Genomic DNA, 19,648 nt, shown 5'->3' on the forward strand with positions numbered 1-19,648 from the left:
AAAGCCAATTTCATTCATTTGTTAGTCTACGGAGGTGGTTGTAGTCGCTTTAACTTCGGCGACCAAGTCTCTCAAAATAGACTGATATTGCACGCCAACTTCCTCTATTGTTTGTGATGTATAGAAATTGTTGGAGTAGGATATTTCAAGATAAGTTACTTTATTTTTGGTATAGAAGAAGAACTCCACCAAACTGGTTCGCTTTTGATCAGCAAACGATAACCGTTGATTTAATTCCTTTTCATTTGCGTAGAAGTCTTCACTTTCCACAGCGGTCACATCACCCAAATAATTTATTCGAATGTTTGTCAGCTTATGATCAGGATACATATCTTTGGGAAGCGCAGCGGACACCCAGTCATAACTGGCACCACTCATCGGCATATCAGCCAGACCGTTCTTAATTGCATTGATCGCAACACCAAGCCGATCCTGCTTTTTAATGCTGATAGTGAGCGGGGCATTAACAGCGAAATTTCCAACACAACTAAAGTAGTTTTTGGTTGGGCCGCCAACATTTCGAGCATTTAGCTTGTGGCTGATAGCTATCTGCGGACGTTTGAGTATGTTCGCCATCAATTTGTAAACGGGTGCGCACAACAACGAATAGAAATTACACTCATAGTGTTCGCATGCATTTCGCTGCAGGAAATCCACGGCATTTTTTTCTAAAGGCACAACCAATCGCGCATCAGAACTCTCTATGTTTTCTCCACCACGATAATCATAGGGAATTTCCACACATTTCTTGATTCCACCTAGCTGCTTCTTCCAGTAGCTCAGGAGGTTTGTGTACTCAGATGAATCTGCTGCGAATGCCGATTGAAGCTCCTCTACATAACCGGGATAGGAAGCCGACGAGGCAAATATAGACTGATCATAGGCGGATTTATTAATCAGGCTCGCGTACACAGACCATAGCTGCCGGCTCAGCAACTGCCCAGAGACCAGGTCGGACACTAAGTGATGGGCAACCCACAATATCTTGCTCGACCCATCTGCCAAGCTAACTACCGCAAATTTACACAACGGCCATTGATCAACTCGCAGACTTTCCGCCATTGCATAGGCGAGCTCCTGAATGGATTCAGCCAATTCGTCGCCACTTAATGTGGTTTGATGGTGAATCACTTCAAGCCCCGGACAATGTGAATGAATTTTCTGAACCCAGGCTCCGTTTTCCTGACCGAACACGGTTCGCAATTCCGCATGTTTTTCCACTAATACGTTCACAGCCGCTTGGAAACTGTCGATATGCAGGACCTTACGATAATGAAGCTGACTGATGCCGAACCATTTAAAAGGCGCATCGAAATAAGAGAAAATCCAATTTTGTGCAGGCCCAACCGGAAGCACTTTCTCAATCACAGGCACTGCTGTCGATTCAGATTTCTTTTCTGAATTAGCCGTCAATTGGTTCAGAAGCACTTTCCGATCGAGTTTTCCGTTGCTATTTTTCGGCAACGCACTGTCTGACCAGAAGATAAAATGGGGCACCATGTAATCCGGACAGCGCTCGTTGATAAACGACTTAATCTCTGCTTCGGCGGTTTGCGCTCCCGCGTACCACATGATCAACTTATCAGTACCGCCCTGATTAACAAGCAACACCGCCGCTTCATTAATGTTTTTGTGGCTGGACGCGATATTTTCTATCTCACCCAGCTCAACCCGGAAACCGCGAATTTTTACCTGACTATCAATACGGCCATGATAGTTAAACGAACCATCTTCGTTTTCCGTTGCAAGGTCTCCCGTTCTGTACAGAGTAGCTCCGGGAACTGAGGCAAACTTGTTGGCAATAAATGCCTTAGCGGTCAATTGCGGTTCATACAGATATTCTTTGGCAACCTGGATACCACCAATGCATAACTCGCCCATTTCACCCGGCTTAACTTGATTACCATCTTGATCGATAATTACCAGAGAAACGTTGTCAATCGCCTTTCCAATCGGGATAGGAACTGCATCCCCGGGACGCTCACTAATAACGTGATAAGTAACATCGATAGACGCTTCGGTAGGACCATATAAATTGCACAACCCTACATTTAATTGATAGGCATCTATCCATTGCTGAACGGTATTGGTAGCCAGAGCTTCACCAGAGAATGCCAGCCAACGCAAGGATTTAAATTGGTGTTTATCCGTATCAATATTGGAAATAAAAGCACCAAACATCGACGGGACAAAATGAGCAATATTAATTGACTCCGCTTCAAGCCAATCCGCAAATTCCCAAGGGTTCGATACAGTGTCTTTCTCCACCGCGCTTACGATGCCGCCGAACATCAGCGGCCAAAACAATTCCCACAAAGAAACATCAAAACAGCAAGATGTCTTCTGGGCAACTTTTTCGCCCGGACGCAATTGGAATAGTTTCTGATGCCATTCAAGACGATTGTTGTAACCTTCATGATTCAACACTACGCCTTTTGGATTACCGGTAGAGCCAGAGGTAAATAGGACTACCATGTTATCCCGTGGATCTATGGATTGTTCTAGTCGCTCGCCGGGTTGAGTGATCCAAGTGGATGCAGGTACAACATTTTTGACAATTTTTCCAAAACTTTCGCATTGCACCTGATTCGCATCGCCCAACAATACAATCGATTCAAGTACCGTGCCTTCGGTTCTATTTGCTCTATCCGCTGGAAACAAATCATCGAGTACGTCAAGCAGCGCAGGATCTGTCACCAACGTTTTAATCCGCGCGTGCTTTAAAATGTAGCTCATTCTTCCTGCAGGATAGGTTGGGTCGATAGGCACATAGGCTGCACCGGATTTTAAAATCGCCAGTATCCCCACCAGCATTAAAGGTCCGCGGTTGGAAATAACGCCTACAAAATCGCCGGTGCTAATCCCCTGTTCTTTTAGCACGCGAGCGATCTTATTGGATTGAGTGTCCAACTCTCGATACGAGATGGATTGCCCCTGCTGATTAGTAACGGCTACCGCATCCGGTGTTACTTGAGCCTGATGCACGATGCGTTCAATCGGGGTGAGAAATGATTCGTCACAGCTCACTCTCGTTTCTGCGACTGCCACCGACTTGCTCAACACAGTAGCGGGCGTTGCTTGTGCACTAATGATTGACGCGCTGCGTTGGATGGCCGCAATCATTTCGCTTAAACTACGACACTTGATTAATGCAGAGCGATTGATAGTTTTATTCCAGGTATACAGCTGTGTAACCAGTTTGATTTTATCGATGGAATCAAAACCGAGATCTGCCTCAAGATCTTTCTCGGCGTCGCTTAGCGTAAGAGAAGCATTAAGTACCTTATTCGCATGTTCAAGCACAATGGCCGTTTCCGGAAACCCATCCACGCGAGCCAAAGCCGCCTCGGAATCAGCCACAAAATCTTGTGCGATAAATGACTCCAGACTTGCGATGTAGTCGTCAACTAAACTATTGATTAAGGCAGACGAGAAAAAACTCGTATCATAGTTTACAAAGATATGTAGCTGCCCATCGAAAATTTCCTGAAGTAAATCAATACTGCCCGGAGAATTAGAGGTCCCCGCGGTGTATTGCACTACGCGAAGGTCGCCGTAACAGCATTCAATACCCGTCTGTCCGGTGTAAGGAAAATACAAATTCGATTTAACGGCCGCCAGCATTAAGTCAACTGCATGCTTCGGCAACAGGTTCTGCTCGGTTAATGGCAATTGCTTAACAAGTGCGGTCAAATCCCGAGCTTGCTTTATGTCAACACCATATAAAATCGAGTCATTAATGGTGTTTTGCACAGACTCAAGTCCATGCAGGCGATCTTCAATATTGTTACGTGAGAAGCTAATTGATAGGTTCTGTGCAAAACACCCCATGGTATTCGTTAACGATAAATCCGGATAATTCCGTCCCCCAGTGGGGATTTGCAAGGTTATGTCCTGGCTGCTCTTATCGTATTGTGCAACAACCCGGATAAATGCATTTACCAACAGCGTATTCATTGAATATCGCGAGCGTTTCGTTAACGCAAATAATTTCTCGGTTAACGTCGAATCCAGTACACGCTTGGCGCATTCAAATTTTACGCTACTACGATCGCGAAGATTACCCTCGGGATTAAAGGTATAACTACCCGCTAACGCAGTAGGAGTCTCTGTAGGTGTTTCGCTTTCGGTGTAGCTATTAATTCGATTGATTAGGTCGACGTATTTTTCCGTTGAACCATATTCAGCCACTGGAATTACCGCGCCAGTTAATTCTGCGGTGTAAAGCTGCAAAAACTCTCGCAGCGCCTGCTGGTTACTTAGACCATCGGAGATAATGTGTTCGTTACTCCAAAACAGAACATATTCTTCATCGCCTTTTTGGTAGAGCGAAAACTCATGCAAGGGCCACTGCTCCATGTTCCACTGGCGATTTAGTTGCGCATTAAACGCTTGCAGAATTACCGCATCCTTATCAGGTACAGCACGAATATCCGTACATTGAATGTGGGGCGCGGTGTAATCACGAACAAAATCGACCTTAACATCGGAAAAAGTTGCTGATTTTTTCCCGGGCCATTGGAAACCAAGCTGCAAGACTGGATGACGTTCAATTAGCTTCTTCCAGACAGCGTTGGCAACATCCAGGTTGAGCGGGCCTTTTAGCTCCACATATGAACACAAAGAGCTCGAGTTGGTAATAAAATACGTTGGCAAAAATAGGTATTGCGAATCAAGCAAGGGAACACCGTTGTGTGGCGCAATTTCGTGTTGCACGGCTACCGGTGGTAACGCCTCGGCAGCAACCGCAACGGACGACACGCTCGCTTCCGCTTTGGTAAAAATGTCGATCAAACCTGAGATGGTTTGCGCTTGCCCAACGATGCTATTCATTCCAAGGTTATTAAAATATTCCAGCTCGGCTTCCGGCCTCGATGAGATAAGCTCATTAATCAAGCTCATCATTTTTATCGAGTCCAATCCAACATCTGCTGCCAGATGGGCGTTGTCTGTAAGGTCAGCTACTTTGACATCAACAAGCTGAGCCACTTTCTCTCTTACCAGCGCAGGAATAGCGGATACTGCCGGTTTGGTTACAACGGATTCTGTTACTAGAACTCGCTCGGGCATTGCAACGGCTACAGGCACACTTACCGGCTCGACTACTAATGTTTCGCTGACCTTTGCATCAATCCAGCAACGCGTTTTAGCGAAAGGATAGGTCGGTAGCTGGATCTTTTGTGCAGCTACATTGGTATATAGCAACTGCCAATTGAAGTTAACTCCCAGTAGCCACCATTTTGCTAATTGCCTGTTGTTACCACTTTGCAAGATGTACCCTTGCAAACTGTCGTCCAGTAAATCTTGAACAGGAATATGATTACTGGCCTTGCTGCCTCGACAATCAATGTGATCCAGCGTGCCGGCCAAATATCCACCTAATTTTTCGCGCAAGTCTCGCCAATTACTTACCGTAAAAGCCAGGCGCTCTTCCATCGGCACGCGACCAACTTGCAAGGTATAAATGAAATCGCGCAATGAGGTAGTGGCGCGCGCGGAAGAATCCACATAGGCAATTAAATTGTGTACCGACTCATCCAGTTGCGCAGCGGATTTTGCAGACAGCACGAAGAGATATGAGCTCTGCTCAACGGAGTGTTGGCGAGGGGCCACATACTCTTCCAATACCAGGTGGGCATTGGTACCGCCAAATCCAAACGAACTTACACCGGCAACCAGTGGCAACTCGCGTCCATCGCCATCCAGAGTTCTTACCCAATCACGTTTTTTATCGACGATATAAAACGGTGAATTCTCCAGTTTAATCAGGGGATTTAAATCGGTGAAATGAAGGTTAGACGGCAGCTCACGCGCCCTCATTGAAAGAATTACTTTGATAACACCGGCAATACCAGCGGCGGGTTCCAGATGACCAATGTTGGATTTCACCGACCCAATACCGCAATAGTTATATTTGGAAACCGGAGCACCTGACTCTGCTGCCAACATTGAAAATGCTGACTTGATACCTTCTACCTCCACCGGATCGCCAAGGTTAGTGCCCGTACCATGCAATTCAATATAGGAGACACGTTCGGCGCCAATACCGGCTTCAGAATAAGCCTTAAACAGTAATCGCGCCTGTGCAGCAGGATTAGGAGCAGTGATCGAATTACTACGACCACCATGGTTTACTGCAGCGCCTTTTATAACGGCTAATATATTATCGCCATCTTCAATGGCGGCTTTTAATGGCTTTAATAATACCGCCGCAACACCCTCACCTTTTACATAACCATTGGCATCCTTATCAAACGTCTTACAGCGGCCGTCGGGAGAATAGATATTGAGTTGGCTGGTTCCGATCATTGTCTTGGGCGAAAGAATAACGCTAACCCCTCCCGCTATCGCCATACGCGACTCACCCGACTGAATCGATCTAATCGCTCTGTTAATTGCTACCAGGCTACCTGAACAGGCTGTATCTACTGCTTCACTCGGGCCATCAAAATCAAAATAATAGGAAATCCGGTTGGGGATCATGTTGAGCGAATTACCAATCGCCATTTCAGCGTTATAACGCACCCCATTGCGATCGAGGTAATCCTTATAATCGCTAAATTCAACACCAACAAAGACACCCACATTATTGCCTTTCAATTCCGTTGCGTTGTAGCCGGCAGACTCGATTGTTTTCCAAACTGTTTGGAGAAACAGTCGTTGTTGCGGATCCATATAAACCGCTTCGCCGACAGACAGGTCAAAGAATTGATGATCAAAATATTCGATATGGGGCATAAAACCACCCCACTTTGAATTGGATTTATTTGCTGCACCGAAGGTGCTGCCATAGTGATCCTGCCAACGCCAACGCAACGGCGGTATTTCACTGATGGGATCTACACCTTCACTTAAATTTTGCCAGAACACATCCAAATTTTCCGCACCTGGAAACATGCCGTCCATACCAATAATGGCAACAGGTTCGCCGTAGGTATGCGGCACCGATGTTTGATCCGAAAATTGATTTTTCACCAATTGATCCACCGGTTTGGCAAACGCTTTCTCTTGATCGCCAAGATTACCAATAGTGGAGGCAAAAGCTTTTTGCAGACTGGAAAGATGCTCAGTCATTAAATATTGCTTCATCTTGTTCAATGTATTGGAGGAGAAAAATACGGCAGGCGAAATTTCAACATCCAGCAGCGTTTTGAAATTGGCTGCAAATTCACGCAACACAATTGAATCAAAGCCCATATCCCCAAACACCTTATTCGGGTCTATGCGATCTTTCGGCAATTGGATCGCCTTACTGATCATCTCACGCAGTTTTTCATCGAGCTGCTGCGTCAATTGACTTGCGGGACCAGGAATCACATTAGGAGCTTTCTGAGCAACATCCGTATTGACGATTGCGTTATCAATTTGGACGGATTGATCATGAGCATTGTATCGCTGCAAAGTATGCTCTAAGCGCGCCAGCACACCATGTAATGGCATTACTTGAGCGAATGAAGACCCCATAATATCGTTAAAAATTGAGAGTCCTTGTCGGTCCGACAAGGGAACAATTCCCACGGATTCTTTCATCGCATTTAAAATACTTTTTTCTATCGTCATTCCGCCCTCTTCCCAGATTGGCCAATTGATAGAAATACTTTTCCCTGATCGCAATTTTTTATCTTTTAGATTGTTTCGCCAACGGCAGAGCTCATCCAGATAAGCGTTGCCATAGGCATAATCTGTTTGCCCCATGTTTCCTAGTACTGAACTCACTGAGGAAAATGTAACAAAAAAGTCCAACGGCATCGCCGCACTTTCCTGATCCAGGTTAAAAACACCTTTAATTTTTGTATCGATAACCGACTTGAAATCTGGCCAGCTTTTTCGATTAATCAGGCAATCTCTAATTACACCAGCGCTGTGGATAATGCCATTAAGTTTGACAAAGCGATTTGATATTTTTTCAAAGAGGACATGAACGTCTGCTTCCGACGTAATATCACAGGAGTAATATACAACCTCATTGTTGTTTTCCCGTAAAGTTTCTAGAAACTCCTTATTCGACTCGGTCAGCGCTGACCGTCCCGTTAGCGCCAATTTCACCCCACCTACTGAGGCTATCCGCTTGGCAAATACCTTTCCCAATCCGCCCAAGCCACCGGTGATCAAGTAAGTTCCTTTATGTTTAATCCACTCATTCGACCCAACTGTTGAAGTAAGTTCTATGGACTGAATCTTCTCAACAGCACGTCGTCTCGCTCGATACTTAACAACAACGGAACTTGACGCAACTTCCATAAGTTCGGCCGCCAAAGCAGTTACCTGATACTCCAGGGAATGCTCTTGACTGGTTTCGAAGATTACATGCTTAACATTGAGATTCTTCAGCTCAGCTTTGACGGACTTAACAAATCCGGAATAGGCCAAACTTGATAAATCCGACAGACATCCATTATCTACGGACCAGACAATTATTTTGGGCAGGGACGTTTTACTGTCGTTGGAAATTCGCTTTACCAAATTTAGGAGAGGTTGAATTCCAGCATATAAAGACTCTGCGGTACCGCTTTTTTCGTTGGCTTCTATAGCAGCATTTTTCCACGCATAGATAATGGCATCTAATGGTTTCGTTTTGGAAGCAGCCCTTAAAAGCAATTCCATGTCTTCCATGTGATCTTGACGAACCGTATAACTATTGTCTGAGTCGTAACTATACATATCCCCAAGGGCAACAAAATTGGCATGATTAAAATGACGTGCAATCAACGGGTAATCACCAGTTTCATTGCTGAAGACCAATAGGTTGGATTGGGAATTCCCGGTATCACCAGTTGGAATTGATTTTTCAACCCAAGTTTGAGTTAAATACATATCGCCTACCAGTTGGGATGCTGGAGCCAGCGCTGTCTGTAACGGAGCTACCCCAGCGCTTTCCTTCGCCACATGCGTTGTTTCGTTTGCAATTACCTCAGCCGGCGAACGAGGAACCCAGTAACTCTCTTTCAAGAAAGGATAACCCGGTAAAGATACGCGCCTAGGATGGAAATCTTTTAACAGAGAGCTAGGCTTCTTGACTTCGCCAATCACCCATTTTTTAGCAAAGCTAATTAGCTCCTCAATTTTAAGGGAAGTGAAAGCGAACTCCTGCTTAGAATCTGGCGCGTCTGTTGCTCCTTCAAAAAGGTTTTCAATATTGCGCTCCCCTCGCATGAAATCGCGTAATTTTTCCAACAGTTCTTCAATATTATTGGCAACTATTGCAAGACGTACCGCCATATCCTGACGACCTTCAAGCAGCGTGTGGGAGACATTGACAAGGCTAAAGTGTTTGGTCGTTTTATTCCTTTCAATCCACACAACTAAAGACTGCACATAGGTGGCCAATTGTTGTTTATGCGCGACGGATAACGGGATTAGGCAAGGCATATCGGCATGAGCTTGCTCAGGAACATCAAATGATTGAAGGATCATATGAGTATTAGAACCGCCTGCACCGAATGAACTTATCCCAGCTAACTTTTTCTTGCCCACCGCCCATGAGCTGATTTCCCTTTGCAGAAAGAACGGAGTGCTTTTTAAATCAATGTATTCGCTTTCCTTATTTGAATTAATCGTTGGCACCAATGTTTCGTGCTTCATTTGTAAAAGAATTTTAGTAATTCCTGATATACCCGCCGCCGCCTCGAGATGTCCAATATTCGCTTTCACCGAGCCTAACGCACAAAACTGCTTGTCTGTAGTTTCCGAACCAAACGCCTTGGCCAAGCCTCGGATCTCAATCGGATCGCCCAGCGCGGTACCAGTACCATGAGCTTCGATATAGCTGATTGAACGTGGATCGATTCGGGATTTTTTAACAACGGTGGCAATCAAGTTTGCCTGTGCCACCGGATTAGGTACCGTATAGCCGCTGGTTTTTCCGCCTGAATTTAACGAGCTGCCCCGAATAACTCCGTAGATGTTGTCTCCATCTCTCAAGGCATGATTCAGAGGCTTCAACAACACAGCACCTACTCCCTCTCCATCGGCAAAACCATCTGCTCCTTGACCAAAGCTATGGCACTTTCCCGTGGGAGACAGCATGCCACGCTTGGCGAGCACTTCCATCTGCGCGGGATGGAGAATTAAATTCACACCACCCGCCAGAGCAACTTCACACTCATTGCGGCGAATGCTCTCACAGGCAAGATGAATCGCTGTAAGGGAAGATGAGCAAGCAGTATCTACGGCAAGACTAGGCCCGTTAAAATTCAATGTATATGACACACGATTTGCTAATGACCAAAACATCGCATTGCACATGTAGTTTTGATCAGTTTTGTGTGTCTCATTCCACAGGGACGCGCCCAGAATTGAGTAGTTGGAATTCATCACGCCTACAAAAACACCTACCTTTCCACTACTGTTAGCCAAGGTCCTTGGTGTATAACCCGCGTCTTCTATCGTGTGCCACGCGGTTTGCAGGAACAAGCGCTCCTGAGGATCCATTGAGATAGCTTCTCGCGGAGCAATACCAAAAAATTGCGGATCAAACTTATCGACATCTGCGATAAAGCCACCTCGGGTTCTTGCCGAGTCAACATCGGTACCACGCTTGAATTCCTCGGGCCGCCAGCGGCTGTCGGGAATATCAGTAACACAGTCTCGCCCAGTGACCAAATTGTCCCAAAAAGTTTCTATGTTATCCGCCATAGGATAACGACCACCCAAACCCACAATGGCAATAACATCGTCGGGGATTTTTCTATCGGCTTGATTGTTTGCCTTTGCACTAATCTTTTTTTGCAAAAGCTTGGCTAACAATTCGCGTTTGTTTTTTTCGTTGAGGCTCATTTCAAAACTCCGTTTCCAATTCGTCTGCAGCCAACAGCTCACGCAGTAAGTTCTCTACTTCCACATCACTCAACGCGCTAATAGTTCGTTTCAATTGATCAGCGGCAGATAGTGGGACAGCATTGGATTGTGAAAACTGATTTGCCGATTGCGTAGCGGAGCTTAAATAGTCCACTCGCGGTTCAGCTAATCGATGCTCGTGATGTGCAGCCTCGCCACTGGCGAATGTAATTTCTGTAGAAGAATTGCCGAAGCGAGATTTGATATTGCCAGCCGATACTTCTGCCAGAGTGTCACTCATCGTAATCGCACCGGAAGCAGCCCGTGTTGGCACCGTGTCGCTCGCTTTAGTCTCAACTGCAGGACTCAAAGCTCGTAGCTCAGTGGCGTGATTCTCCACCAGAAAATCCACCAGCTCATTAATGGTTTGATACTCAAAGAAAAGTGTCTTGGGAATCTCCTGACCAAAGGATTTTTCCAAATCTTCATTCATTCCCATGATCATCACTGAATCGATGCCGTAGTCTTCAATGGCAGCATCGCAATCAATTTGGGCTTGATCAAGTTTTGTGAATCGAGCGAGCAATACACTCAAATAGTCCCGTGCAATGCCGTCCAACGCAATCTGACTTGGTGCAACTGGAACCGGACTTTCAACGGGAACAGCAGTTTCATCGAATTGGATTTTATGAATATCTTCTGCATGATTTTCAGAAAAATATTCCGCCAAACTATCAATGTCTTGGTACTCGAAAAACAACGTTTTTGGCACACTTAGCCCAAAAATTGCCTCCAATTTCTCATTCATCGCCATGATCATTACTGAATCAATACCGTAGTTTTCCAACGCCGTTGCAGTATCGATTTGCCCCGGAGGTATTTTGGTTACCTGTGAAACCAGCTCAGCTAAATATTTTTTAGCCACATTTACCGGGGAATAAACTGTTTTTGTAGCAGGAGAAGGTACCGAGTAGAGTGCTGCAGGCGCCACGTAGCTAGCCGGTGCCTTCGCAGCAGTAACTTGCGGCCGCTGCGGCTCGCCTACAGATATCAATTGGTCAGTAGATTTTTTCGTATCAGCAAAGTGGGAAACATATTGTGTTGTAAATCCTAACAAGGTTACCAACATTTCCCCACGAGTATTGAGAATGTAAATATCATAAGATCGTTGGCCTGCTTGAGTAGGCTGGCTCGTGGAATAAACAGCATAGCTAATACAATTTTCAGTTAGCGGTTTGTGAATGACGATACGACCAAGGGAAATAGGAAGTGGCATGCCAGCATTAGCAGCACCAAAACCACCTATACCAACTGCCGTACGCAGAGCACCATCCAATAACGCCGGGTGTAGTACATAGTCATCAGTAGAGTTTACTAGTTCAGTAGACAACGCAAGATCCGCCATCGCCTCTGATTGATTGACGAACAACCCTTTCATAACTTGAAAACTTGGACCGAAACCGAATCCAAAGCTTTCAAATCCACTGTTAATTTGGTGCTCATTTAGATGTGTTGATCTTGCTTTTATCGTATGAGGATCAACAACTGGTAATGGAAGTCTCATTCCCTGTACCGATGAAGCTGACGAATAGCGAGACACCACCGCTGAGCCACTACAGAATAGGATACGACCACCGCCACTTGCGCTCTTAAAAATTTCAAATTCAACATTGCCTGCACTGGGCCGTAAGCTTATCTGAATAGACTCTTGCGCGCCGTTAACAACAATTGGCTTCAGCCACTTTATATCTGTCAAACCTAAAACGGGTTCACCATTAGCCGCCAGTTGTGCTGCCTGACGAGCAAGTTCCAGATACGCGACCCCAGGCAACACACATTTTTTACCCAATTTATGGTCTTTTAGATAAAACGCGTTTTGATTGAATGTTTTTACAAACAGCTGCTCTTCGAACGTGGAAACATTTTTATCAATCAGTGAGCTAAGTGCGTCAAATTGCGTAGCATTATTTGGAGCGGTTACCCAGTAGCGTTGCCGTGAGTACACATAACCAGGGACTGAAATCCGAAATGCCGAACCGGAGTTATAGAGCTTCTCCCAGGTAATATTCTCTTGACCCTTTAGCCAGGCATCAGCAAGACTATTGAGATCTTTACGCAACAACCATTCATCAACTTGTTGATCAGAGAAATCATTTTTTGCATTTCTATTGCGCGGGCGCTTACCAGAGTAAATCCCGTACGAAGTATCACTCCGCCCTTTCACAGCAAGATAGTCGTTTAATTTCGTTTGCAGCTCCGCAAGCGACGCGGCAATCACAGCGATGCCAAAATCCATATGGACACGACCAATCTGCAAGGTATATGCGATATCAGCTAAGTGAGTTTGAGGCTCACTCACAATAAAATCGCGCAATTGCACAACCATCTTTTCCAGCGATTCCTCCCGCTTCGCGGAAAGCACAACCAATACCGGATCAGAAGTGCGAGGGGAATAATTGCGTGGGTCGGATTCAGCCGGATATTCCTCAAAAATAAAGTGTGCATTGGCTCCGCCAGCACCGAATGAGCTTAATCCCGCAACACGTGGTAACTCGATCTTTTTTCCAGTGGCGGGATCGGTTTGCGTTGGGCGCTGCCATTCTTCTAATTTCTGTAAGACATAGAACGGGCTTTGATCAATTTTTGCATAGGGGTTGAGCGTGTTCGAATGCAACGACGGAGCTAACGTTTTGTGTTTTAGCTGCAATAGAATTTTAGTCACGCCAGCAACACCAGCCGCAGCTTCTGCATGTCCGATATTGGATTTCACAGACCCAACGGCACAATATTGGGTATCAGCTTGTTCATATGCTTTAGTAAGCCCCGATATTTCAATCGGGTCACCAAGGCTAGTGCCGGTGCCATGTGCTTCAACGTAACTAATGTGGCGAGGATTAATTCCAGAACGGGCGATAGCATCCTTGATTAACGCCCCTTGACGGTTAGGGTTCGGTACCGTAAAACCAGAGGTTTTTCCACCGTGATTTATCGACGAACTCTTAATGACCGCATAAATATGGTCACCATCACGCAAAGCATCTGACTTGCGCTTTAAAATAATTGCCCCTACGGCCTCCGCAGGAACATAACCATCGCCACCTACACCAAAGCTGCGACAACGACCGTCTGATGACAAAAAATGCAGGTCAGATAGAGTGTTGTATTTCTGCGGGTGTAAGGACAGGTTGACCCCCCCGGCGATACCGACACTGATGTCGCCTTGCTTTAACGCTTCACACGCTAAATGGATTGCAGTGAGCGATGAAGAGCACGCTGTATCAAGCGTAATACTGGGTCCAGAGAAATTAAATTGATATGAAATTCTGTTCGCGACAGCCCAATACCACGAACGAGGAGCAATCATATTTTTTGGCTTATCACCTTCAACACCAAATAATTGATAATCTCCCCACATAGTTCCAACATAGACACCGACCGGGCTCTCATGTACACCCACAGGCTGGGCTAATTTGTCAGGGCAATAGCCTGCATCTTCCATGGCCAAGGCAACTGTTTCGAGGAATAGACGCTCATGAGGATCCATGACCTCGGCTTCCGCCGGAGAAATACCAAAAAACAATGGATCAAAATGGTCAATACTCTTTAAAAAACCGCCCCATTTAGAATAGCTTTTCCCCAATACCGCTGGGCCCGGCTGAAACAGGTTTTCTACCCCCCAGTTTCTGTCCTCAGGTATTTCTCTGATGCAGTCGACACCATCTTTCAGGTTATTCCAAAACTCAGTAAGTGTTTCAGCTTCTGGATAACGTCCTGAAACGCCAATGATAACAATGTCTTCTTTTGCTGGCGTCTGCGCATTACCATGAATTGATGAACGCGTCTGCTCTGCGGTGGGCATAGCCGCAATTGGAAGCTCGACAGGCGCTGAATTATCCGCAGCATTCTGATTGCTTGAGGCGGTAACTGATGGTGCGGCAGGTGGCACCATGCTTTCAAAATGTGCGGCATAGTGGCTCGCAAAAAAATCAGCCAAGTCGTTGATATTTTTATATTCAAAGAACAAGGTTGCGGGAAGATTTTCAAATTTCTCTTCAAGAGCTATTACCAAATTCACCATGACTACTGAGTCAAAGCCATACTGCTGGAAAGGCGCATACAGCTCAAAGCGCTCTGCAGGCAGTTCAACCTCTTTTGCAAACAGCTCGATAAGGTAAGAAACCACTACATTCTTAACCTGGCTGATATCGTTCTTGCTTTCAGAAGGGCGCTCCAAAGCGACCTCATCGGCCCCCAAGCCATCCTTAGAGGCAACAAATTTTTCAGGGTAATTAGCGACAAAGAAGTCGGCCAAATCATTAATGTTTTTGTATTCGAAGAATAAAGTGGCTGGAAGATTTTCAAATTCCTCTTCCAGCAATATGACTAAATCAACCATAACCACCGAATCAAATCCGTATTGCTGAAACGGCGCATACAGTTCAAACTTATCCTCAGAAAGCGAAACTTCTTTTGCGAACTGACTAATCAGATATTTGACCGCGTGTTCTTTTAAAATCGAAACATCGGTCGCTTTGCTGGAATTGCTCCCGCTTTTTCTTAACACAATTTCACGTTCAGCTTCGGTAAAATCTGCTTCGTTGACGTTAGCTCTCACCCCAAGTACCTGACGAACTTTCTCCTTGTCACCCTCTAATACAGCGAGCTGGGAAACGGGGGCCGCAACTGCGTATTCCAAAGCTTGTAGGCCATTAGCATTTTCCAATGGAACGATACCGAAATTTTTCCTTAAAATAGCCTCTTCCTTGTCAGTTAAGACCATACCGCCCTCTTTCCAATAGGGCCAATTTATGGACATTGTCTTCCCATTTCGTTCGCCCAGATGCACTAAATCATTGCGATAATGACTAAAATAATCTTCATATGAATTCGCGAATGCATAATCACACTGACCAAGGTTACCTAGCACACCCGTTACCGACGAGAACAATACAAATACATCCAACGGCTGCCCTTTTGTTGCCTCATCTAAATTAATCGTACCCATCACCTTCGGCGCGATCACTCTGGAAAACGATGCAAATTCCTTTTTGAGGATAAAGCTGTCTTCGATCACTCCAGCTGAATGAATGACACCATTTAATTTGAATCCCTGGTCATTAATCGAGCTAACCATAGTGCTAACAGAATTTGCATTAGTAATGTCGCAAGGCATATAGACAATGCGATTGCCGCGAGTGTCAATCGCATCTAAAAGCTTTTTCTTCTCCGCAGTAAGAGAGGACCGACCTGTTAGATAGATACGCGCGTCATAGTGTTTAAGCAGGTACCCTGCAACTAACAAACCCAGCGCACCTAATCCACCAGTAATTAAATATACGCCGCCCGTTTTAAAAGCAGCTTGCTCTGAAGTTAGATTGAAGAACGTTTTTATCTCATCGGTCGCGACAAAGTCACGTACGAAGCGAGCCCCGTCCAGATAACGTATATCGGTATAAACCGAGTTATCAGTGAACTCGCTGGCGATCAAACCTGCTAAACTCGCATCGCTGCCATTTTCAATATCGCAAATAACAACACGACCGCTATACGCTGGGCGTTCTACTTTCACTGTTTTATAGAATGCACCTAGCGCCTGATAGACGGGAATAAAATCTACCCCCGAGCCTTGAACAACGTTTATAAACCTTGCGCTTTTTGCAACTTTCAAATACGCCTTCACTAAACAAAACGAACTTTCCGCGCCCCTGGAGAGATCTTCACCTATTTCTATCCCAGCTTCCTTTGAAAGTTCTTTAGAGAGAATTAATACATTTCGAGGGACTGACTGCTCAGCAGATATATCATTTACCAGCGCAAGAAAATCAACATCAGATCCCGCTCTGAGCGCATATTCACTGGAGCTTTTTTTCGCATAGGAGCTAGAGAACTCCGCTGAAATAATAGTTGTACTACTAAATGTAGAGTTTCGTTTCAATCTCGACACGCACAAACTTACATCTTTCGGATCACCAATAATTAACAAGGAGTCCAGGATTTCTAGCGTGGAATTTGAAGGTTGCTTGAACCAGTTTGGTATGTAGAAGTGGTCTTGAATATTCATTATCTTGTCCTTAAAGGGGTGGTTGGCCAGCTCATTTGAGGGTAATGCATCCTTTTCAAACTGACGCAGCCCAAGGCCTTTGAATTGCGCAATTAGCTGCGACCTTCCATCTGCATCTGGAATTTCGCTAAAAATATCGATGTCGATTTTTTTCGCTTGCGATGGGTTATTCCCTCCAACGGGACGTACCCAAGCCCACTGTGCTAGCTGGGTTGGCCGGTAAACTCTGAGACTGTCCAACGAAAAAGGGAGGTAGGGAGATAGGGATTGTACGGCGCCATTCGTACCAGTAGCCAATCCCGATACCAATGCAACAGCAGCTTGCAAAGCCCCATCCGCAATAGATGGGTGCAGCGTATATTCACCTACTGAATCCTGTAACTCAGTAGGCAGAACCAGCTTAACCAATACTTGATCTGCATTCTGGGCCAGAAGTTCAATACTCTGATGAGATTTGCCATAACCAAAACCCAAAGCAGAAAAACGCTCGTAGCAATCAGACGAAGAGTAGGTGCTCCAATTGCTCCCGGGATAATTGAAGTTTGGCAGAGGAACAGGCTCATTGCGCTCAACAACAAATGCCTTCGCCTGGCAATTCTTTACCAGTGACAGGTCTTCAACACCACTAATAAATTCAAACCTTAGCGATGAGCCGGCTTTTTCAATATTTTCCACATTGAGAGTAGCACGTAGCTCCTTGACGCCATCCGACATGGTGAATGGTCGCAACCAAATTACGTCACGAAGCTCAACCGTGGAATCCGCGTCACTCAATTGCGCATGCGCGGCTCGCATCATGGATTGATACATTACTTCCAAATACGCAACGGCCGGCAACACCCGCTGGTTTTTCACTTGGTGATCTTTCAGGAAGAATTCCTGACCGTCAAACAAACTGTAAAAGCTTTTCTTATTTCCACCAGACAATACGGCATGCAACAATGGATGAGAATTATTGTGAGTATTTCCTTTCTGGTCCTTCGCAATCCAGAATGTCTCTTTCTCAAAGGGATAGGTAGGTAAGTTGAGGCGCAAAATTTGCCCGCTAGAAAATAGTTCGCGCCAAATTGGATCGGCGCCTTTCACGTACAGCTCAGCAAGCCGACTCAGGCTCTCCAGGTAACTCTTTTTGCTGTCACTTTTTGCTGACTTTTCAATTATTTTTTTTGCTGATTGCGTTACTTCTGCGAGCAACTCAAGATTGTCCCTGTTTACAATTGAGTATTGTGCGTTGCCATTCGCACTGTCTCGTAACGCCGTCATTGCTCCCTTCAAATCTTTCACAACACACGCAAATCTGACCGCATGATGATCACGCCCAACTAGTAATCCTGCACTCAAATCTGGCAAACCGGTATTCTGATTTTTATCTAACCAAAGTAACAAATTGGACTTCAGTCTTTGCAATGCTGCGGGCGATTTTGCAGATAACACAAGCAGATAAGCAGGCTTGCTTATCGCCTTTGGATTATCCCCACGCACAAATTCTTCTAACACTATGTGAGAATTTGTACCGCCAAAACCAAACGAAGATACACCCGCGCGCAATGGGCTGCGCATGCTTTGGTCATCACCTGAAGCCAACTCAGGTAACCACTGTTTATGTTCACTGAGGATAGAGAATGGAGTATTTTCAATGGAAATTTTTGGATTGACATCCGAAAAGTTTTGCAGGGCGGGTAATTGTTTATTGCGGAAAGAAAGCAAAACCTTAATCACACCAGCAATTCCTGCCGCGGCTTCCAAGTGACCGATGTTGGTTTTAACAGACCCCAACGCACAATAACCTGGTTTCAAACTAACACCTTGTCGAGCGGCCAATGCCTCAAACGCACGCATTAATCCGTCAAATTCAATGGGGTCACCTTTCGGGGTTCCAGTACCATGAGCCTCAACATAGTTCACGGTATTAACGGGTACATCAGCGCGCTCATGTGCTTCTTGAATGACGTTCGCTTGTGCCACTGAGCTGGGATAGGTCAACGTGTAAGTTTCACCACAATGATTTACTGCGGTACCTTTAACCACACCGTAAATTGCATCCCCATCTGCGATCGCTTTTTCCAGGGGTTTCAGAAGGACAACGCCCGCACCTTCTCCTCGTACATAACCATTTGCACTCGCGTCAAACGTCATGCATTGCCCCGTAGGGGACAGCATTCCCATTTTGGAAAAAGATATATGGCGAGTTGGTGTTAGCAGAAGATTTACCCCACCCGCTAACGCCATTTCACAATCGCCAAATTTCAACGCTTGAATTGCGCTATGGATAGCATTTAGCGAACTGGAGCACGCCGTATCTATTGGGAAACTGGGGCCTTTCAAATCAAAATAGTGCGATACGCGGTTGGCGATAATGGACGCAGCGGTTCCCGTTGAGTAATGCGCCTCAATGGCTATATTGGTAGAGTCCTGCGTTTCTTTGTAGTCATGATTGAATACGCCCAACATGACGCCAACTTTTTTCCCACGCAGGGACGAAGGTGCGATACCAGCGTCTTCAAGACAGCTCCACACCAACTCCATCATGAGTCGCTGTTGAGGGTCCATGGTCTCTACTACTTTGGGTAATATTCCAAAAAAATTTGCGTCAAACGCATTGACATCAGCAACGAAGCCGCCCCACTTACTATTGCTTTTTTGGGCTTGTTGTTTCGGGTCTCCCCAGTATTCTTGCCAATCCCAGCGAGAAGATGGAATTTCACTAATACTGGATTTTTTTCCGATGAGATTTTCCCAGAACTCAGAATAATTATTGGCGCCAGGAAATTTACACGATACCCCTATAATGGCTACGTTCATTTAATCACT

The 19,648-nt window shown here is 45.5% G+C and carries 2 protein-coding genes; both read right to left on the reverse strand.

Features of this window, described 5'->3' with window-relative positions; all coding sequences use genetic code 11:
- Positions 1-21 precede the first annotated feature (21 nt).
- On the reverse strand, positions 22-10,776 hold the full coding sequence (locus tag D0C16_RS14575; protein ID WP_151033027.1) for a non-ribosomal peptide synthetase: 10,755 nt from the start codon (positions 10,774-10,776) through the stop codon (positions 22-24).
- Position 10,777: 1 nt separating this feature from the next.
- The gene (locus D0C16_RS14580) at positions 10,778-19,639 is read right to left on the reverse strand and encodes an SDR family NAD(P)-dependent oxidoreductase (RefSeq protein ID WP_151033028.1); all 8,862 of its coding nucleotides are present in this window, start codon (positions 19,637-19,639) and stop codon (positions 10,778-10,780) included.
- Between the last annotated feature and the right edge of the window lie 9 nt (positions 19,640-19,648).

It is taken from the genome of Cellvibrio sp. KY-GH-1, from assembly GCF_008806975.1.
GTDB lineage: Bacteria > Pseudomonadota > Gammaproteobacteria > Pseudomonadales > Cellvibrionaceae > Cellvibrio.

Coding starts and splice junctions, on each gene's coding strand:
- D0C16_RS14575 (WP_151033027.1), bottom strand. CDS start 10,776: ATGAGCCTCAACGAAAAAAACAAACGCGAATTGTTAGCCAAGCTTTTG.
- D0C16_RS14580 (WP_151033028.1), bottom strand. CDS start 19,639: ATGAACGTAGCCATTATAGGGGTATCGTGTAAATTTCCTGGCGCCAAT.